The 21,506-nt window shown below is 35.9% G+C and carries 18 protein-coding genes and 1 pseudogene; 15 read left to right on the plus strand and 4 right to left on the minus strand.

The annotated features are described in order from the left end of the window. Positions 1–213 precede the first annotated feature (213 nt). From RBU59_RS20905 to RBU59_RS20925, 5 genes are all read left to right on the plus strand, one after another. On the plus strand, positions 214–1,590 hold the full coding sequence (locus tag RBU59_RS20905; protein ID WP_308144409.1) for an ABC transporter substrate-binding protein: 1,377 nt from the start codon (positions 214–216) through the stop codon (positions 1,588–1,590). 305 nt (positions 1,591–1,895) lie between these two features. Next, positions 1,896–2,720, plus strand: coding sequence for a carbohydrate ABC transporter permease (locus tag RBU59_RS20910; RefSeq protein ID WP_308144410.1), 825 nt, complete (start codon positions 1,896–1,898; stop codon positions 2,718–2,720). Between the two features lie 12 nt (positions 2,721–2,732). Next, the gene (locus tag RBU59_RS20915; RefSeq protein WP_308144411.1) at positions 2,733–3,584 is read left to right on the plus strand and encodes a carbohydrate ABC transporter permease; all 852 of its coding nucleotides are present in this window, start codon (positions 2,733–2,735) and stop codon (positions 3,582–3,584) included. A gap of 133 nt (positions 3,585–3,717) precedes the next feature. After that, on the plus strand, positions 3,718–4,491 hold the full coding sequence (locus RBU59_RS20920) for a response regulator transcription factor (RefSeq protein WP_308144412.1): 774 nt from the start codon (positions 3,718–3,720) through the stop codon (positions 4,489–4,491). Positions 4,492–4,884: 393 nt separating this feature from the next. After that, positions 4,885–6,669, plus strand: coding sequence for a methyl-accepting chemotaxis protein (locus RBU59_RS20925; protein WP_308144413.1), 1,785 nt, complete (start codon positions 4,885–4,887; stop codon positions 6,667–6,669). A gap of 121 nt (positions 6,670–6,790) precedes the next feature. Here RBU59_RS20925 and RBU59_RS20930 read toward each other — a convergent pair whose 3' ends face one another. After that, a complete protein-coding gene (locus RBU59_RS20930; protein WP_308144414.1) occupies positions 6,791–8,500 on the minus strand; it encodes a sensor histidine kinase in 1,710 nt (569 codons plus the stop codon). Next, positions 8,487–10,019, minus strand: coding sequence for a response regulator transcription factor (locus tag RBU59_RS20935; protein WP_308144415.1), 1,533 nt, complete (start codon positions 10,017–10,019; stop codon positions 8,487–8,489). The genes RBU59_RS20930 and RBU59_RS20935 overlap by 14 nt, the downstream gene beginning before the upstream one ends. Before the next feature lie 220 nt (positions 10,020–10,239). Between RBU59_RS20935 and RBU59_RS20940 the strand changes: the two genes are divergently transcribed. The 3 genes from RBU59_RS20940 to RBU59_RS20950 all read left to right on the plus strand — a co-directional run bounded on the left by RBU59_RS20940 (position 10,240) and on the right by RBU59_RS20950 (position 14,026). After that, positions 10,240–11,922: an extracellular solute-binding protein gene (locus RBU59_RS20940; RefSeq protein WP_308144416.1), complete on the plus strand. Its 1,683-nt coding sequence runs from the start codon at positions 10,240–10,242 to the stop codon at positions 11,920–11,922. 286 nt (positions 11,923–12,208) lie between these two features. Further along, on the plus strand, positions 12,209–13,132 hold the full coding sequence (locus RBU59_RS20945) for an ABC transporter permease (protein ID WP_308144417.1): 924 nt from the start codon (positions 12,209–12,211) through the stop codon (positions 13,130–13,132). 12 nt (positions 13,133–13,144) lie between these two features. After that, on the plus strand, positions 13,145–14,026 hold the full coding sequence (locus RBU59_RS20950) for a carbohydrate ABC transporter permease (protein ID WP_308144418.1): 882 nt from the start codon (positions 13,145–13,147) through the stop codon (positions 14,024–14,026). A 456-nt stretch (positions 14,027–14,482) separates the two neighbouring features. On the opposite strand, the gene RBU59_RS20955 is transcribed toward RBU59_RS20950, so the two are convergent. Then, complete coding sequence (locus RBU59_RS20955; RefSeq protein ID WP_308144419.1) at positions 14,483–14,833, minus strand: hypothetical protein; 351 nt, start codon at positions 14,831–14,833, stop codon at positions 14,483–14,485. Positions 14,834–14,850: 17 nt separating this feature from the next. Continuing rightward, on the minus strand, positions 14,851–15,165 hold the full coding sequence (locus RBU59_RS20960; protein WP_308144420.1) for a hypothetical protein: 315 nt from the start codon (positions 15,163–15,165) through the stop codon (positions 14,851–14,853). A gap of 236 nt (positions 15,166–15,401) precedes the next feature. Between RBU59_RS20960 and trxA the strand changes: the two are divergent. The 7 genes and pseudogenes from trxA to RBU59_RS20995 form a co-directional block, all read left to right on the plus strand. Continuing rightward, positions 15,402–15,725 (plus strand): annotated as a pseudogene (gene trxA / locus RBU59_RS20965) (thioredoxin); the annotation flags it as partial. A gap of 253 nt (positions 15,726–15,978) precedes the next feature. Beyond that, the gene (locus RBU59_RS20970) at positions 15,979–16,851 is read left to right on the plus strand and encodes a hydrogenase small subunit (RefSeq protein WP_308144421.1); all 873 of its coding nucleotides are present in this window, start codon (positions 15,979–15,981) and stop codon (positions 16,849–16,851) included. 90 nt (positions 16,852–16,941) lie between these two features. Continuing rightward, positions 16,942–18,330 (plus strand): nickel-dependent hydrogenase large subunit, encoded by a 1,389-nt coding sequence (locus tag RBU59_RS20975; RefSeq protein ID WP_308144422.1) that lies wholly within the window; start codon positions 16,942–16,944, stop codon positions 18,328–18,330. Positions 18,331–18,342: 12 nt separating this feature from the next. Next, positions 18,343–18,810 carry a hydrogenase maturation protease gene (locus RBU59_RS20980; RefSeq protein ID WP_308144423.1) on the plus strand — a complete coding sequence of 156 codons (468 nt, stop codon included), beginning with the start codon at positions 18,343–18,345 and terminating at the stop codon, positions 18,808–18,810. Continuing rightward, on the plus strand, positions 18,797–19,378 hold the full coding sequence (locus tag RBU59_RS20985) for a cytochrome b5 domain-containing protein (RefSeq protein ID WP_308144424.1): 582 nt from the start codon (positions 18,797–18,799) through the stop codon (positions 19,376–19,378). The genes RBU59_RS20980 and RBU59_RS20985 overlap by 14 nt, the downstream gene beginning before the upstream one ends. 67 nt (positions 19,379–19,445) lie before the next feature. Next, complete coding sequence (locus RBU59_RS20990) at positions 19,446–19,706, plus strand: hypothetical protein (RefSeq protein ID WP_308144425.1); 261 nt, start codon at positions 19,446–19,448, stop codon at positions 19,704–19,706. 71 nt (positions 19,707–19,777) lie between these two features. Then, on the plus strand, positions 19,778–21,481 hold the full coding sequence (locus tag RBU59_RS20995; RefSeq protein WP_308144426.1) for a S8 family peptidase: 1,704 nt from the start codon (positions 19,778–19,780) through the stop codon (positions 21,479–21,481). Positions 21,482–21,506: the final 25 nt, after the last annotated feature.

Raw genomic sequence — 21,506 nt, forward strand, 5'->3', positions numbered from 1 at the left:
CATGCAGAAAATGTGGAAAAATGTATGTTTTGAAAGCTTAAATTATACTAAAATAAGCAGTTTTGCAAATTCTGTTAAATATAGCAAGAATGAACAAATAATGTCAAGATGAACAAATGTATTTTGTGGGAATTGTTAGTATAATACAGTTATACCAATGAGAGTTACTCTCATCGTTGTAGAAATTATAATTTCATATCGGGAGGAATATTTATGAAGAATGTTAAAAAATACCTATCCATTCTTTTGGCAGTTGTATTAATGGCTTCACTTGTGACTGCATGTGGTAAAAAACCGGCAGTAAAAGAGACTGCACAGGAAACGGCACAGGAAACTACACAAAGCGCTAAAGAAGATTCTGCGTCAGCAGATACTACTTCAGAACCGGCAGCTACACAAGAACCGGCAGCACAGAATCCAGTAACTTTAACAACAGTATCCATGTTCGGCGGTACGGATCCCAATGCTGGTAATTATCAGGCAATTAACGATCAGTTTCTGAAAGATTTTTCTTACATAACCTTAGAAGATGATTCCCAATCATCTGACCAGGACTGGAAGACAAAAATAGCAGCTGATTTTGCTGTAGGTAATGAACCGGATGTGATTCAATATTTTACAGATGCCAATGCTAGTGACGTATTAGCTGCCGATAAATTTGTTACCATTGAAGAAATTAAAGCAGAATATCCTGATTATGCAAAGGATACTCTGGATACGGCTCTTAAAGCCGCAGCTAATCCGGACGGAGTACAAAGAGCAGTACCAACTACAGGTTATTGGGAGGGATTATTCTGTAATAAAGATTTATTTGACAAATATAGTCTTGAACTTCCAACTGATTGGGATAAGATGACAAAAGCAATCGAAACTTTTAAAGCAAATGACATTGTACCGATTGCTGTATCCTTAAATAATGTACCTCATTACTGGGTAGAGTTCCTAATGCTGTCAGCAGCCGGTCCGGAAGGTTATACTACAGTTCCTACGGAAGCTCCTGAAGATTGGGTAAAAGGTCTTTCCATGTTTAAAACTTTAAGAGATATGGGAGCTTTTCCTGAAGATACCGATACCATTGATAATGACTTAGCAGGTGAGTTATTTAAAAATAAACAGGCAGCAATGCAGTTAGATGGTTCCTGGTATGCAGGCGGTATACCGGATCAGGATAATACCGTCGTAGTAGCATTTCCTACAATACCCGGAGGCAAAGCGGTGTCCGGTGCTATGGTAGGCGGTATTTCCTCCGGTTTCTATATTACGAAAAAAGCCTGGGAAGATCCGGATAAGAAAGATGCTGCGGTTAAATTTGTTATGGCACACACCAATAAAGAATCCGTAACAAAATACTGGGGCGGTAATGGCCAGGCCGCTTGTGCGGTTGAACCGATTGATAATATGACCCCACTTGGAATTTCAGGCCTTGATTACAGCAGTGCAGCTACCAGCATCAGTGCACCCACTGATTCAAGGATTTCCCAGGAAGCTTATAATACATTAATATCCGGTATTGTTGGAGTATCCACAGGAGATGTTGATCCGGCCGATCTATTAAAGGAAGTTCTGTCTGTAAATTCAAGTAAAAAATAAGTGAAACGGCTGTTACAAATTCTTTGAAGTATAAACTTGCAAATAGATATGCGGATGCGTATACGAATGGGGAATACGTATGCGAAGAGGAACCGCAAACGAATAAGAAAGCATGCAAATAGACAGGCGAGTAACTTTTGGGATTTTGTAGCAGCCTCTTTTAAGATTTTTACAAATAGAAATTGCGAAACATTCTGTTGCATTCACATAACATTATTTGCAATAGACAGACGAAAGGCAGGTTATTAATGCTATATAAGAAGAAATTACCCCTACTTGTTTTTTTATTACCTGGATTTATTTTAATGTTGATATTTCTGTATGAACCCTTTATAGAAAATATAATTAACAGCTTTTATGATATGACCACGTTTGTAAGGATGCCGGGCCAGGAATGGAAATTCCTTGGGCTGGATAATTTTAAAAAGCTGTTTACTGATCCGAAGATCAGGATAGCAATTATTAATTCCTTTAAAATGATGGGACTGACCATAATATTTCAGGTAGGCATCGCATTTATACTTGCTGTTCTTGTAAGTAACATAAAACGCGGACAACAATTTTTCAGAACCGTTTACTTTTTTCCTATTGTAATTTCTGCAACAGCAATCGGACTTATATTTAAATTATTTTATGCATACAACGGCGGTATGCTAAACCAATTATTAAAAGCACTGGATTTAAAACCTATTAACTGGCTGGCTCCAAGTATTGCTTTTATTATGGTTTCCATACCTACTTTATGGAGTTATGTAGGTTTTTATTTTGTAATTATGCTGACCGGACTCAGTGATATTTCCGATGATGTGTATGAAGCGGCGGCCATTGACGGCTGCACTAAATTTAAACAGGTATTTTACATTACCATCCCTCTTCTTCGGGGAGTAATCTGTACCTGTATCACTTTAGGCGTAACAGGTGCCTTAAAAGTATTTGATTTACCATGGGTTATTGTACCGAAAGGTGCTCCTCAGGGTGTAACTCATTTTCTGGGTACCTATATGTATGAACAGACCTTTACTATAAGCAATATTGATTACGGCTCAACCATAGCACTGGTAATTGTAGTATTTGGGCTTATTGTAGCGCAGATAACATCAAAAATATTAAAACCGGATGCAAATCTGTAAGGAGGGGTACAATTGTCTCAAATTAAAGCAAAAGGAAAGAAAGAGTTTTCCATAACCCGTGTGCTAATTTATTTTATTTTGATCTTTTGGGCTGTTACAACTGTATTTCCCTTTATATGGGTTTTAAATAACTCCTTTAAACCCTCTCGAGAGGTTGTAAATAGTACTTTCTCGCTTCCTAAAGAATTCACACTGGATAACTACACCAATGCTTTTAGTAAGCAAAATATTTTAGTTTCTTATGAAAACAGTTTAATTATTTCCGGTAGTGTTACCATTGCTGTAATGATTTTGTCCACTATGATGGCTTTTGCCATGACACGTTATCATTTTAAGGGGAAAACACTGATTAATTCCTTAATTGTGGGAAGCCTTATGTTTCCGGCTTTCTCTACCATCATTCCGGTATTTAAAATGATGACGGGGATGGAACTCTTAAATAAACCTTTAAGTGTTATTCTGCCCCAGGTTGCGGGTAATTTAAGTTTTGCAACTATAGTAATGATGGGATTCTTAAGGGGACTGCCTCTTGAGATGGAGGAAGCGGCTTATATGGAAGGAGCAGGTGTTGGTAATGTATTTACCAGGATTATCATGCCTTTGTCCAGACCATCTATGGCTACCGTAGCTATATTTTGCTTTTTGTGGTCCTATAACGATTTATTTACCCAGTTGATTATGATCAGAAAAAGAGCCAAATATCCCATCAGTACCCTGCTAAATGAAATCAGTTCCAAATACGGGACGGATTACGGTCTTATGGCGGCTTCTGTAACACTTATAGTGATACCGGTTTTAATTGTTTATATATTTTTACAAAAGAACATCATCAAAGGATTGACAGCCGGCGCAATCAAAGGGTAGAATCAAGTTGAGAATATCAATTTTGGAATATGTTATTAGGCGTTGTTGAATATTAATAATGCATTCCTAAATGCAAAGGGATTAATGTCATTGGAATAACATATGATCACAGCAGTCTCGGAAAAGGGGAAATATGTATAAAGTTGTTATTATTGATGATGAGCCAATTATAGTAGAAGGAATATCCCGAATGATACCCTGGGATAAATTCGGTTGTCAGATTGTTGCCACCGCAAACGACGGTATAGAAGGAGCGGAAATAATCAGAGAACAGAAACCCAATATTCTATTCTCCGATGTGGCTATGCCGGGATTAGACGGCCTTAGTATGGTAGCGGGCTTAAAGTCAGAATTCCCTAATACTGAAATCAGTATATTAACCGGTTACCGTGACTTTGATTTTGCACAGAAGGCTATCCGCCTCGGAGTGACAAGATATCTTTTAAAACCTTCCAGTATGGATGAAATCAATGAAGCTATTGAAGCAATGGTCTTAAATCTAACAGCAAAACATATTATAGCGGAACCTGTGGAAATACAACCGGAGGAAGAAGAGAAAGAAGATAATAATGCTGCTGGCAGTTTCATCGTAAATAATGCAATTAAATACATAGAACTTAATTATGCTCATAAACTCACTCTCTCCGAAGTGGCTGAGAAAACTTATATCAGTCAATGGCATTTAAGTAAATTGCTTAATCGTCATATGGGGCAGAATTTTTCAGAGATATTAAACCATATTAGAATAAAGGAAGCGAAAGAATTATTAAAAGACCCTTCGCTGCGCATCGGGGATATTGCAGAGATGGTGGGATTTGTAGATATGGCTCATTTCTCAAGGGTATTTAAGAAGATATTGGGTACTTCCGCGAACGAATACAGAAATAATGTTATTTCCAAGGAATAAAAGAATGAAAAATGAATATATATGCATATAGTTAATATGCGACACAATATACTTAAAAATTAAAAAATCGGACAATAAATGAATTTATTTTGTTTAATGTCCGGTTTTTTGATGGTTTATATAAGGTGAAACAATAATAGTATACACAAAAATTTAAAATTATATAAGTATTACAAATACTCAGAAGAATACATTGTATAATGATACAAAATTATTGAAGTATACTATAATAATTGGCATTAAGTGAAAAATTGTTTAAAAATTGAATAAAAATTTAGAAAATTATATTGTATTTTCATGTAGAATATTGTAGAATTTTCTTATGCAGAAAAATGAATATAACTGAATTATTAATAAAATTCAGTAGTATTATTGCATAAGGGAGGTTGTTTTATGAGATTAAATAATTTAAAGGTTAGGACAAAAGTTTTATTTTTAGCTGTATTTTTGTTAATGGTTTCCGTTCTAATGGGTGTTATTGCAATTATTGACCAGCAAAAATCAATTCAGATCAATATGGAGTCACTGGATGAGACCATCAGACAGGATTATGATAACAACATCAAAAATCAGGTGGAAAATGTTATTTCGTTATTGAATGGTATATATGCTAAGTACGAAGCAGGAGACTATACTTTAGAGGAAGCAAAAACGACAGCAGCAGATCTAATAAGAGGATTGAAATACGGAAATGGCGGTTATTTTTGGGCAGATACCTATGAGGGGGACAATATCGTCATGTTGGGAAAAGATACAGAGGGTACGAACCGTATGGATTTAGTGGATAAAAAAGGAAATTCATACATAAAAGATATCATAACAAACGGAAGAAAAGAGGGAGGCGGATTTTCAGAATATTGGTTTCCAAAAGAGGGAGAAACAGAAGCTTCACCGAAACGAAGTTACAGCATTGCCTATGAACCTTTTGAATGGGTAATCGGAACCGGTAATTATATAGATTACATAGATAAACTGGTAAATGATACAGCTAAGGCAGAACGAGCTAAAATCTATGGTAATATTATGCGGTTTGTAATGATATTTATCATATCCATGATATTAGCCATTCTTTTTGCTCTTTATATGTCCAGGAATTTAAATAAATCATTTACTGCTATTAGAAAGTACCTAGAGATTTTAGCAAAAGGCAATTTTAAGGAAGAGATACCGGATATTTTTAAAAACAGGAAAGATGATTTTGGTATCTTAGCGGAAGATTTAGTGACAATGAAAGAGTCTGTTGCCGGGTTAATAGGAAGTACAAAAATGGAAGCGGACCAGATTATTCATGTAGTCGGGAACGTAAATGAAAACATGAAAGAATTAAACAGTAACATCGAGGATGTCTCTGCAACAACAGAAGAATTAGCAGCCAGTATGGAGGAAACTGCGGCATCAGCTCAGGAAATGACCTCCTCATCCATGGAAATAGAAGAAGCGACTAGAAATATAGCCGAAAAAGCGAATGAGGGAGCTGAACAGGCAGTTAAAATCAGCAAACGCGCGGAGGACACAAGATGCGAGGTTAGAAACTCTCAGGAATTAATAAAAAAAGTCCGCAAAGAAATACAGGGTAAACTAGAAGAAGCACTAAAACAATCTCAGGTAGTTACGCAGATTAATGTATTATCCGAAGCTATAATGGGCATTACTTCCCAGACTAACCTGCTTGCATTAAATGCAGCAATCGAAGCGGCCAGAGCAGGAGAAGCCGGTAAAGGATTTGCTGTAGTTGCGGAAGAGATACGTAATTTAGCAGAACAATCGAAAGAAATGGTAGAACAGATTCAAGGGGTTACCGGTGAAGTAACTTTGGCGGTGAATAATTTGTCAGAGAACTCAAACGCCCTTTTGGATTTTGTCTCTAAGGATATTGAGGAAAGTTTCCAAAAATTTTCAGAGGTAGCAAATGCTTATAGAGAAGATGCAGTTTATGTAGATGACCTTATTACTGATTTCAGTGCTGCATCGGAGGAATTATTGGCTTCTATCAGTAACGTTATTCTTTCCGTTCAGGAAGTTGCGAAAGCTGCATCGGAGGGAGCGATCGGAACAGGTGAAATCGCTGAGAGGGTAGCAAATATAACGGCAATGTCAAGTGAAGTAACCAGTCAGGTGGATATTACACGTGGAAGTTCAGTCAGACTGCATAAAGAAATTGCAGGTTTTACTATATAGGTTTTTAAGGATATGTATGACACACTTATGGAAATTGTCACTTTAGTGCCCATTTTCTATAAGTGCCAGCGCTAGAGTCTCCGAGCCGGAATCAGAAAATAATTATTATAAATAATCCGGTTCAGGCTTGCCTGGGTATACAAATTTCGGCACAGGTATATACACCTACTTCACTTAAAATATTTACACCATAAGATTCCCCATATATTAGACGGATACGTTCATTTACGTTATTTAATCCATATCCATTTGTGTGCTTATCTAATATGTTTGAAATGTCTTCCTGAGGAATTCCTACACCATTATCTTTTATTTTGAATACTATTTTGTCGTCTGCACCTATTATACTTATTTCAAGTACTTTATCTTCTTTCTCACTATTTTTCAGCCCGTGGCTGATTGCATTTTCCACAATCGGCTGTAATATTAAATTAGGCATTTCATAATTTAATACCGTTTCTTCGATATCATAGGTTACGGTGAATTTATTATTCCACATAATCATCTGGATAGAAATATAAGATTTGGTATTGATAACCTCATTACCGATAGTTGTTATATCCTTACCGTGATTTAAGGAAGTTCGGTAAAACTGGGATAACAATAATGTCATCTGGCTGATATCTTCATTACCACTAGTAATAGCCCGGCTGTTAATCAGAGAAAGGGAATTATAAAGAAAATGAGGGTTAATCTGGGCATGCAGAGCCTTTAATTCATAATCTTTTTGTTTTATTTTACTTGTATAGACTTCCTTAATTAAATATTCAATCTGATGAATCATTTTATCAAAGCTGCGTATTAATATACCAATCTCATCTTTTTTATTACTTTTTACAGACACGGTAAAAATACCGTTTTCTACGTTACGGATATTTTTTGTCAAAGCTTCTATCGGAGAAACAATAGCATTTGTAATGAAGTAGATAAGCAGATTCAATAGTATAAAGCAAAGGACCATAATGATTATGATGGTAAAAGCAATCTGGTTCGCTGCACCTGAAATTAAGGGAAGCGGCTTATACAGATAGATGGACCAGTCTTTATTCAAAGGAGCCGACAGTATTACGTAATTATCTGAATATTCATCAATTAATTTCGTGTTTTTATCTTCAATTTCGTGATTTTTGATTATAAAACGAGAATTTTTATTTTTTAATGAATCATAGGAGAAAACTAACTTTTTATTTTCATCTAATACGGCAACGCCATAATTTTTATTCGCGATATTCTGCAGCGGTTCAAAAAATTTATTATAGTTTAATTTTATATAGAGTATATTGGTTTTGGGGCTTTCCCCTTTAAACAATAAATTCCGGGCTAAAAAAAGGGTATCCATACCATCTGAAAACCAATTGGAGTTGTAATTACTGATGACGCGGTTATACCATTTATTTCCCACAATATCGGTAAGAGGACCAATGAATTTTTTATATTTTAATAGACCTGAATCAGTATAGATCTGTATTTGAGATATATCGCTATGTAAGGATAAATATGAATTAATGACCGGTTCCAGATCATTTGTATAGGTAAGATACATTTTATAATATTCATCGGTATAATCCTGATTCAAGGTTGTTATGATGTGTTCATTTGTAAAAAAATAATCGGACAGATTATTATATACCTGTACATTGCCATTAATTTGTACTATTGACTGATTCAGAGATTTTATCAGGTTTGTTTTTTCATTATTGATAAGGATATCCTTTACCTTATGATAGCTGAATAAATTTAAAGCAATAAGAGGAATGATACTTAGAAGGTAATAGGAAAATATAATTTTCTGTCTTAAATTCAGATTATAGATATTTTTAAAAATTCTCATTGATATCACCATCTTTTTGCCTGTATTTTTCCGGGCTTATACTATAAAATTCGCGAAAACTCTGACAAAAATAAGAAACGTTCCGATAACCAACTTTTTTGCTGATGTCATTTATTTTCATGTGGGTTTTTTCCAGTAATCTTTTGGCTTCCGACATTCTGTAGTTTTTAATAAATTTTATCAAGCCATAACCGGTCTCTTTTTTGAAAATCCGGCACAAATAATCCGGATTGATATAAACCAGGGAAGCTAATTCATTGAGGCTCAAATCCTGGTCATAGTGGTCATAAATATATTGTTTGACGGTTGCGACTTTATTTTCATATTTATATACTTTGATATCTGAACTTTCAAATTTGTTTACCAAATCTGTTAATATGGTATCAGCCTCATCCAGATTATTGGTAAGATAGATTTTTTCAATCTGACCGTTCAAATCCAAATAATCTATATCCTGATATAATGTTTTTAAAATATTAGATAAAATATATTTTGCATAAATAAGAGACAGGCCTCTGGAAGATTTTAATTTTTGAATGATTAAATTAATGTGAAAACGTAGTCGGCTAAAGTCCCGGAGGATAATATCATTCGTGATTATTTCAAAGAGGTTTGAATCTAATTGTATTTTTTCGTTATAATCCTCGTTAAAATTCTCATAAAAAACATGACAGTCTGGTAAAAAAAACTTATTTTCCATTAAATGCTCCAAATTATTATATTCCGAAGCTAAATCATTATTTTCAATTTTTTTAGAAACGGCAATGTGGCATGTCACATTATATGTAAGTGAAAAATACTCATAGATTTCCCCGGCAGTTTTAATAACTTCGGAATCGTTTAATGGACCCGGCTCTTTTTTATAAACAAGGAAAATACTCTGCATGGGATTTAGATTAACATAGTCATAGGAATAAGGTAATACCCTGCTCAATTCTTTTAAATAGGTAGTATCAGTTTCAAAGAAGAAATTCTTATTAAATTCCAGCAGGAGCATGTTACTGTAATTTTGAATAAATTCCAGAGAGGTAAAACCTTTGGCCTGTTTTTTTATAATATTCACAGGGACTCCGTTAATCAAATTTAATAAAAGATGTTCCTTTATGAACTGGTTACTAAGCTGTTTCCTTTCTTCCTTTCTTTTTAAAAGGCCAACTTCATTTATAACTTTTTGCATTATTTCCTGGAATTCAGCAGGATTAACAGGTTTCAATAAATAATCCTTTACACCGATAAGAATTGCTTCTTTTGCATACTCAAATTCATTAAAGCCACTGAAAATTATAATTTTAAGATCAGGCTGAAGTAAAACAGCTTTTTTTGATAATTCCAAACCATCCAAAAAAGGCATCTTAATATCCGTCAGTAAAATGTCAATTTTTTTATTTTCAATATAATTTAACGCTTCCCGGCCGTCACTGGCAGTTATTATTTCTAAATCAAAATTATATTTTTTAATTAAATAAATTATACAATCCAGTTCAATATTTTCATCATCTGTTATTAAAATTAGACACAAATCACAATCACACCTTATAGTTTAAATAAATAATTATAAAAAAAAACACATGAGAATCGTTATATACACAATTATTAGTGATAATATACAATAAATTCATACGAATGTCAATTCTTTGATATTTACGGTGAATCCATATCTTGCTAAAATTATTATATAAAATCCAATAGCCGGCGAAGTTGGTTTTATATAATAAGAGAAATTATGGAAGGATGATATTATGAAAAAAATTAGAAGACTATTTGCCCTGCTACTGTCATTTCTGCTGGTAACAGGTTTGTTGGTTGGTTGCAAAAGTACTTCCACAAAGGAGCCTGAAAAACAATCCGGTGAAACGGAGTCCATACCGGTTATGACACAAAACCTGGATCCATACGGAGCATTAGCTGAGAAGACTGAATTACATATTGGGAGAAGCGAAGATGCAAATGTAAAATATGAGGAGGGAGAAAATTCAGAAAATAATTATATAACGAAATACCTGGAAGAAAAATTAAATGTTGATTATATATATGATTTTTCAGTTTCAAATCAGACGTATGATACTAAAGTTGCAATGGCAATAACATCCGGTGAACTTCCTGATGTTATGACCGTATCGGAATCCCAGCTGCGGCAGCTGGTGAAAGCCGATGCGGTGGCAGATATGACAGATGCTTATAATAAGTTTGCCTCCGATAATCTGAAAAGTGCCTATGAATCAACAAACGGAATCAGTTTTGGAAGTGTTACATTTGATGGTAAAATCTTAGCGATGCCCAATGTATCTCCCGGAGCCGACGGTATTCCCCTTTTATATATTAGAGGTGACTGGATGGACCAATTAGGCTTAAAAGAGCCAAAATCCATGGACGATGTTGTAAACATTATCCGTACTTTCATGGAGAAAAACCCTGGAGGCAAGGTAAATAATGGATTGGTGGTAGCTCAGAAAATTGTGGCTACAGGGGGTAATACCTACGGAATTGATGCTTTATTTGCACTTTATAATTCTTATCCTAAATTCTGGATAACAGATGACAGCGGTAAGTTAACTTATGGTTCCATTACGCCTGAGACAAAAGAAGCATTAACCAATATAAGAAAATTAGTTACAGAGGGTATCATTGATCCGTCATTTATAGTAAGGGATTCCGATCAGTGCCAGGAGCTGGTAACAAGCGGTCAGGCCGGTGTGTTTTTCGGAGCATGGTGGAATATGGCTTCACCTTTAAAAGATATGTCAGCGAATGATGATTCTGTTTATTGGAACTGTTATACGGCGCCATTAACGGAGGATGGCAAATATAATACACATATGATGTCACCTACCACGAGCTATTTAGTTGTAAATAAGGATGCATCGGAATCGGTTAAGGAAGCCGTAATAAAAACCATGAATTATCAATTTGACATAGACCAGGATCAGGGTGTCAGCCTAAAGCCAAGACCGGAAGCCGGTTACAGCTGGACAATGATGCCGCTTAGCGTATTACTCTCAAGATTTGACGATAAGGAGGCAAAAGCCCAGGCCGTTATGGATGTGGTAAATGGAGTAAAACAGGAATCTGATTTGGTAGGAGAAGAAAAGATATGGTATCAGGATTATAAGCTGGTGGATACTGAGGGAATGTCAAAGGCAATTGCTGGGAATGGCGGCTCCGGTTGTTCCTTTACCAAGGGTGCATATGCAATATCCAGTAATGTTAAAATAATTAATAAGGTTTATGGCGCTACTTATGCCCATACAGATACTATGGATAAGAAATGGGCAACCCTGGAAAAAATAGAAGATGAAAAATTTTTACAAATATTAGTAGGGGATGCTGATGTCAGTGAATTTGATAATTTCGTAAGCCAGTGGAAATCCCTCGGCGGTGATGAGATAACTACTGAGTTGGAAGGACTATTAAAGCAACAATAAAGAACATGTCTTTCCATATCACAAAAGTGTGGTGTCAGGAAAGTTAAAACCATGGGTTTTAAGCGATATGGAAAGGCCAGTTTCAATCCTGACTTAGGTGGGCGCGCAGCGCAGACATTTCACACTTCTTATCTGGGCAGTATCGCAAGCCTGACTGCGGTATGCATGGGTGTTAGGTTGAAAGAAAATATAATATAGGAAAGCGATGCCACATTTTGTTTCTTTCAACCTTTTAATCGTGGCAGTAACACTTCTACCACAGATGTGTTATGCAATGGGTGTTAAGATGAGAAAATATAAAATTATAAAATTCAGCAGCAGAATAACAAGGACAATTCCATATCATCTGATGCTTTTACCCGGTATTATCCTGTTAATTATTTATTCAGTTATACCATTATTGGGAAATATAATAGCCTTTCAGGATTTTCAGCCCATTTTAGGTTTTTTTAAATCGGAATGGGTTGGGCTTGACAATTTTAAATATATGTTCCAGCTTCCCGATACATTTCTGATTTTCAGGAACACTCTTGTAATAGCTGTCGGAAAAATTGTATTTAATATTATTCTATCCGTATTTTTTGCCGTACTACTAAGTGAAGCATATAGTACGGCATTTAAGAAAACCGTTCAAACGATATGTTTTCTTCCCCATTTTTTATCATGGGTCATATTAGCCACTATATTTAAAGATCTATTAGATGGAACAGGTCTGATTAATACTATATTGATTAATTTGAATGTTATTGAAAAGCCGATAGTTTTTTTAGGTAGCAACCACTTATTTCAATCTATTATGGTCGGTACGGATGTGTGGAAGGAATTCGGATACAGTGCAATTATCTTTATAGCAGCACTGGCAGGAATTAACCCGGAGCTTTATGAGGCAGCTGAAATGGATGGTGCCAGCAGGCTGAAGAAAATCTGGCATGTTACCTTTCCCTCCATAAGGGTGACCATTGTTTTAGTCGTTACACTTAATATTGCTAATATTTTAAATGCCGGTTTTGATCAGGTATTTAATATGTATAATCCGGTCGTTTACAGGTCCGGAGATGTTATTGATACCTATGTATACAGGATGAGTTTCCAGAATGCACAGTATTCGTTTGCGACGGCTGTGGGTTTACTGAAATCGGTAATCAGTTTTATTTTAATTATTACATCCTATAAGCTTGCAGACAAGTTTGCTAATTACCGGATATTTTAAAAGGAGGAAGAAATGGTTAAATATAAATCCCTGTATAATCGTGTTTTTGACACGGTAGTAATCGTACTTCTTGTATTTTTAACTCTTATTTGTTTACTTCCTCTGCTGAATGTTCTGGCATTATCCTTAAGTGATAAAAATGCCGCTATTGCCGGTAAAGTAACTTTTATTCCGGTGGATTTTACTTTAGCGGCATATAATTATCTTCTTGATGATACCAAATTTTTTACTTCTTTTTTTGTTTCATTTAAACGTGTCATTCTGGGAGGAAGTATAAATCTGGTTATTACATTGCTTATGGCTTACCCGTTATCGCTGGAAACAGATGAATTTCCAAGCAGAAACCGTTACATGTGGTTTGTCCTGTTTACCATGTTGTTCAGCGCAGGTATTGTTCCCTGGTATTTTGTAATAAAAGGCACTGGGCTTTTGGATAGTATTTGGGCATTGGTAATCCCTTCGGCAGTACCAATATATAACGTAATTTTATTAATGAATTTTTTCAGAAACCAGCCAAAAGCAATCAAAGAATCAGCTAAAATCGATGGGGTCAGTTCGCTGCAGATGCTTACAAATATATGTATCCCACTAGCCAAACCTGCTATTGCTACCGTTACCCTCTTTAGTATTGTTGGGCACTGGAATAATTTTTTTGATGGTATGTTATTAATTAATTCACCGGAAAAGATACCATTACAGACTTATATCCAGCAGCTTGTCGTTAAAGTAGTTGATTCCACGACACTTTCTTCTGACCAGTTGATAGCACAGATGTCACAGAGAACATTTAATGCTGCAAAGATAGTAATATCAACTATACCAATCTTAGTTGTATACCCATTTATGCAGAAGTATTTTGTAAAAGGAATCACATTAGGCTCTGTAAAAGAATAATCACGGTTTTCTGAATAATAGAATACGTTTATATCTGTTATATGTAAAGGAAATCAATTATGTATAAAAAAGTTAACTGTATTTTAAAATTGGATAATTCGAAAAGTATAAAAAAGGAGGTAAATATTATTTCATTATACTATTTTGGAAAAAAGGCCTGAGAAATTCATATTAGGGACAGGTTATCATTCTAAATACAGGATAAATATATATTTGCTTATCATCGCTTCGGAACACCATTCGATAAATATCTCTTTGGAAAAGGATATCACAGAGAGGTATATCTTGATCTTATTACTTTTAATAACTTGTCATATATAGAAAAAATTGAACCGACACAATAACTGCATGTAAGTCAAAGGGACCGTTGTAAAAGTATATAACAACGGTCCCTTTGAATATAGGAGATTTTATTTAGCAGCGAAAGTAAGTTTTTACATGATATAATCAGTTACCTTATACGGCATTATGAACAAAAGCGACAATTTTTTCAATAGGAATATCCGTTACAGAACCAACATTATAGCAGTGGCGGCGACGATCATAGTTCTGACCATAATTCTGGCCGTCATAGCCAGTTTCGCATTCATCATATGGCGGGTCGATCGGAGTGGCAGGAGCGGATCCCTGGTCGGTTACCAGACGAACGAAATCACAGTTAACAGCTAAGATAACACCGGTGAAACCGGAACCGGATTCTCCGCCGCTTGCGGTAAATATTGTTACAGTTTCTCCAATAAAACGTGAGATATGCCTGATGAAACTTTCGTTATTATTAATACCATTAAAACCATTATTGAATGACATCGTTAAATCCTCCTTATTTAAATAGCGTTATGAACAAAGGATGCAATCCGATCAATCGGAATATCTACTACGGCACCTACACGATAGCAGCAGTCTTTATCATATCTTCTGTCGTCATAGCATCCTTTATTATAGTTTGTGTTTAACGGGTTAGTAGGAGCTGAACCCTGTTGTATTACTAAGCGAACGAAATCGCAATTAACTGCTAAAACAACTCCGGTAAATCCGCTTCCGGATAATCCACCACTGGTAGTAAAAATTGTTACAGTCTGGCCTATAAACTTACGAATATGATTAATAAAAAATTCATTTCCACCAAATCCATTATACATATTAAATCCTCCTTAAAGATTTTAAAGGTTTCCTTAACCTTGTTTTCAAGGTATCGTTAACTCTACAATATATTATGACATTAAATATACTATTGTGACAATTTACAACATAATATTATAATTTTTTTACTGTTAAAAAAGTTTAAAAAGAAGCAGAATATTGTGACTCCATCACAGATAATAATTTTTAAATGATTATAATAAAATTATAGAATCAATAAAAAGAAAGAGGAGATAAGATTATGGGTGTATTAAAAATAACAAAACATAATTTTGAAAAAGAAGTGTTACATTCAGATAAACCTGTATTATTAGATTTTTGGGCTTCCTGGTGCGGTCCGTGTAAGATGGTAGCTCCTATTATTGACGAAGTTGCAGAAGAAACGAAAGAGGCTGTAAAGGTAGGTAAGATTAATATTGACGAAGAAGGAGAGTTAGCAGAAGCATTCCGTATTATGAGTATACCTACATTAGTAGTAGTGAAAGATGGCAAAGTAGTAGAAAGTTCGGTAGGAGTAAAACCCAAGAAAGCAATTCTTTCTTTAATCACAGAGGGATAATATAATGAGTTAAGACGACTATCTAATGTACAAATAAAATATTATAATATTATCAGCAGGCCGGAAATTTCTTCCGGTCTGTTTTTTTAATTACTAGGAAAGTTCTCTGAACTTCCCTAGTAATTAAAAAGCTCTACCGGGCAGGATATCATTGTTTGTATTTTGAAGAAATAAAAGAAAACAGTATATTATACAACCTGTACTAATATAAATGAATAAAGACGTATCCCAATCACCGGAAAGGGTAGTGCTTATGGAACAAGCAGAATGTCCGTTAACAGAGGAGAAATTAATAACTGCCAGGAGAATAGCAGAACATGTTTTAAATCAAGTAAAGGCACAGAGTATAAGCAGAATGAAGGCCATATGGCTGGAAGTGACCGGATGCTCCGGAAATATAATATCATTTATGGATAGTGATACACCCAACCTATATGAAATTCTAACTGGAATTATAGATTTGCGATATAGCAACATCTTAATGGGTGCGGAGGGTGAATATGCCTTCGAAAGATTCTTAGAAACCCTGGATACGGAATTTATACTATTAGTGGATGGGGCTGTTTCTACTAATAGTAACGGTATGTATAACATTATTGCCAATTATCAAGGCAGAAGGATAACGGCAATGGAAGCAGTAAACATGGCTGGGGAGAAAGCCAAATACATAGTATCGGTTGGTACTTGTGCTTCCTATGGAGGAATTTCTGCAGCCAGGCCCAATCCATCCGGTTCGTTAAGTGTTCCTGATTTCTTAAACCGGCCTGTAATACGGCTGCCCGGCTGCTCCAGCCATCCTGATTGGGTATTGGGAACATTGGCTCATTTAATAGGGTATGGTGTACCGCTGCTGGATGAAGATAGCAGGCCTGTTTTGTTTTATGGCAGCACTGTACATGATAATTGTACAAGACGTGGATTCTTTGATAATGGAATTTATGCCAGAAATTTCGGCGAGGAGGGGTGTATGTTTGAGATTGGATGCAGAGGCCCGGTAACAAGAGCTGATTGTCCCAGGCGTAAATGGAATGGTTATGTTAACTGGCCGGTTGGAGATAATTCCTGCTGCATCGGATGTACGCAGCGTTATTTTCCGGATGGTATGGAGCCATTTGTAAGATATTAATTATTTAATCATGTGAGTCTCACCAAATAGATATCAAAGATATGATAGTGATTAGCTAATTATAAGCAAGAAAATGGAAAGGAGGTATCTATGGGAGAAATTATTACAATAGATCCGATTACCAGAATAAGCGGATTTATGGAGATTCAGGCTGAAGTGGAGAATAATGTAATTGTAAACGTCAATTCGGTTGGTCTGTTGTACCGGGGGTTTGAGCAGATGCTGAAAGGAAGATCCCCTATGGATGCAATCTATTTTACCCAAAGGATCTGCGGAATCTGTTCTTCTGCCCATGCCACTGCATCTGCGCTGGCACTGGAGAATGCCATGAAGCTGAACATCAGCTTAAATGATAGTTATCTCAGAGATATTATACATGGAATGGAATTTGTACAGAACCACATCAGGCACTTTTATCAGCTGGCCATTCCCAGTTTTGCCCGTATTAAAAGTCTTAAGCTGGTGGATGATCAGGGTTATAGTGATTTCAGATTACCGGAGGAAATAAACAGCCAGATCGAAATGCATTATGCCCAGAGTATAGAACTCAGCAGACTGGCCCATGAAGCTTTAGCGGTATTGGGAGGCAAAGCACCACATAATCATGGCATATTTCTCGGAGGGGTTACCACAATTATAGACAGCTATAATTTATCTAAGATTAAAACAATCATTGACAGGATATTATCTTTTGTATCAAATGTAATGCTGGAGGATATGGGTATCATCGCAGATTATTACTCGGATTATTTTCATAAAGGTATCTCCTATCCTAATTTTATGAGTTACGGTATTTACAACAAATATGAAGATCAGGAAATTACATTTGTAAATGCGGGAGTAATGATAGAGGGAGTGTTATATCCTTTTGATCAGCAGAATATAACAGAGCAAATTAAATATGCATGGTATCAGAGGAATCAGGACTACGATTCCGTCGATCTTACAAAAGAAGATGCCTATTCCTTTATAAAAGCACCCCGTTACAATAGTAATCCTATGGAGGTAGGGCCGTTGGCACGACTTATTATATCAGGAGATTATACGACAGGCCACTCCTGTATGGATCGTTACATAGCAAGAGTTATTGAAACAGATATATTACTCAAAATAATGAAAAAAATAGCTGATAGAATTGAACTGCTTCCCAATAACCAACAGCCCTATGTAATGCCTGACGAAGCCTATGGTATCGGACTTACGGATACAACCAGAGGTGCTTTGGGGCATTGGTTACAGATTAAAAATCAGGTGATTGAACACTACAATATTATTACACCATCGGTCTGGAATCTATCACCAAGGGATGCTTTTGGAGTACTTGGAGTAGTTGAAAATGCTTTAATCGGTACAGAAATTAATAACATAAAGGAACCTGTAGAAATCGGACGAATTGTTCGTTCCTATGATCCCTGTGTTTCCTGTGCTACTCATCTGATTGGCGATACAGGCGGAAAGATTATTGAGGTAATTGTTTGAAGGAGAAGTAGGATGCTAAAATTGATCGCAATGGGAAATGTACTGATGAAAGATGACGGGATTGGTATATTTGCTGCAAAAGCAATGGAGGAAGAACTGAAAGCAAAAGGTGTAGAAGTTATATTCGGTGAGACAGATTTTGGATATTGTATTACCAAAGTAAATGATTTTGATACGGTAATCATACTCGATGCTGCAAGTTATGGAAAAAGTCCGGGTGAAATATCCGTAATACCTCTTAATCAATATACCTGTGATTACGATGGTTATACCCAGCACAGTTATAATTTGCTGGATATCTTAAAACTATATTATCCTAATCTGGAAGGTGATATTCTGGCTATTGAAGTAAAAGAAATAACCTTTGGCTTTGGTTTAACACAGGAATTACAAAAGAAGAAAAAAGATATTATCAAAAAAATCCAGTCTTATCTGGATTTATTGCTGGAAGAAAGAAGGGTGCAGGTTGAAAGAAAATAAAAGATTCGATCGGATGAAAGATGAGTATGATTTAAAAGATATGATTAATCAATTTGCAAAGGAAATCAGTTATTACAGCCAGATGGAAGCACTTGGAGTAACTCCCTATGAAAAAAATTATCACCAGAACCTGATAAAAGAGCGCACAGAAGAATTAATTATACAAATGGAACGTTATGTGTCTAAAGCAGGGAATCCTGTTATGCAGCAATTTCCAGAGAATGTACCTGAATCGGTTCCGGAGCTGCCGCCTTTAGTTGCACCACCTCCACTAGACGTACCGGAACAGGCACCGGAGACAGCCCCGCCGGCTAAGGTACCCCCTGTGGAACAAAAAGCTTTTACCTTGGAGGAATTAAAATACTATAACGGGGAGAACGGCCGCGCTGCTTATGTAGCCGTTAACGGTGTTGTGTATGATGTAAGCCGGAGAATAGGCTGGGCAGGAGGCACCCATTTTGGATTATTCTCCGGAAATGATTTATCCCAACAGTTTATGGCATGCCACAGGGGATTAACAGCTATCTTAGATCAGCTGCCGGTGGTTGGAATATTAGTATCGGAATAATTGTGATTAAGAGATGACAAGCCGGTCGGAATTAGGAAAAACAGGCGAAAATAAGGAGGGTAATTAGATGCATGATACTATTTTGTTAAACAAAATTACAGAGGAAGTAGAACTTTTAAGTAAAACAAATCATTTCAATAAGGTTAATAAGTTATTAATCTGTTTAAATCCGAACAGTCATGTTAATGAGGATAATTTATATGATTATCTTCATAATGCAAATAAAAAACTATTTGGCTTATGGACAAAAATCAGCATAGAAAGGGATGATATACCGGACCAGGTTGCCATATTAAAAAGTATAGAAGGAGAAAAATCTTCAAAATAACTTTATTACATAATTTAGAAATAAGAACATATTAATTAAATAATAACAGGCATGTGGCGGCGGTAGTAAGAATGAGCCCTGAAGATAGATATAAAATAAACAGTAATGCTTTTGCTGACTTCGTGATGGATAATTACGATAGGATAAATGCAGTACGTAATAATCCCTATTATTCAGTTCAGCTAATTGAAAATAAATATGCGATTGTTTATTTACCCCTGGAAAATATGACTGTAAATAGTATCCGGCAATTTGGGTATTTGAATATTCCTAAACTTTATGGGTTATTGTCTTATGTCAGCCTGGATGCTTCGGGTATCAATCAGATTCGCAGCGATGAAAACTATAACTTTAAGGGTCAGGGGGTGTTAATGGGATTTATAGATACCGGAATCGATTACATTAATGCAGCTTTCCGAAATACTGATAAAACCACCAGAATTATATCTATATGGGATCAGTCCATAGACAGTGACAAATATCCCGAAAATTTTTATTATGGTACAGAATATAACAGAGACCAAATTAATTCAGCTCTTCAAAGTACAGACCCAATGTCAATTGTACCCAGTACGGATACAATTGGTCATGGGACGATGATGGCGGGAGTTGCGGCAGGGACCGCTTCAGAAGAAAATGGTTTCAGCGGAGTAGTTCCGGATACAGAATTAATTATTGTTAAACTAAAAGCTGCGAAATCTTATTTAAAAGAGTTTTTTTGTGTTCCCGAGAATGCTGTCTGCTATCAGGAAAATGATATTATGCTGGGGGTAAACTATGTGATAGAGGTAGCAAGACAATTACAAAGACCTCTGGTAATATGTTTGGGAATCGGTACAAACCAGGGTTCCCACGAAGGAAAATGCATCTTGTGCAGATACCTTCAGGACATTTGTAACAGAGTCGGAACATCAGTTGTAACGGCAGCCGGGAATGAAGGAAACCGGGGACATCACTACTATGGAGAAGTAAATCCGTCAAAAACCCAGGAGACCATTGGCCTTAACGTGGGTGAAAATGAAACCGGTTTTGCAGTTGAACTATGGGGATATGTCCCTAACGTAGTTGAAATGGATATTTATTCACCTGATTTTACGTTAGTTGCACATATTCCGGAGAGTCTAAGTCCTCAGGAAACAAAGGTAATAACTTATCAGGACACCACAATACTTGTGGATAATCAAGTCAGTGAAACTTCAACCGGTAACCAGCTTATATTAGTACGTTTCCAAAAACCAAAAAGCGGTATATGGAGGTTCATCGTTAAGGGGACAGGAGATTTAAATTCAAGGTATCATATCTGGTTACCAATGTACAATTTTATAACAGAGAATACCTTTTTCTTTAATTCGGATACCAATACAACAATTACTTCCATTGGCAATACGGTTAATGTTATAACAGCTAGCGCATATAATCCGGTTAATGACAGTTTGTATTATTATTCCAGCAGAGGATTTACCAAAGATAACGGACTGAAACCGGACATAGCGGCGCCGGGAGTTAATATTAAATCACCAGCAATGGGTAATACCTATATTCGGGTGACAGGAACCGGTGCGGCTGCGGCACATGCTGCCGGAGTATCCGCCATGTTATTGGAATGGGGAATAATTAGGGGGAACCTGCCTTCTATGACAAATGTGATAATCAGAAGAATGTTAGTCAGCGGTGCAAGAAGATTTAATAATATACCTTATCCCAATCAAGACTGGGGATTCGGTATACTGGATATATACAGAACCCTTTTATTATTTATGAGCGAAGGGGTCTAGCTTATTATGAAATTAATATATTCTT

The sequence above is a fragment of the Anaerocolumna sp. MB42-C2 genome (assembly GCF_030913705.1).
Classification (GTDB): Bacteria; Bacillota; Clostridia; order Lachnospirales; family Lachnospiraceae; genus Anaerocolumna.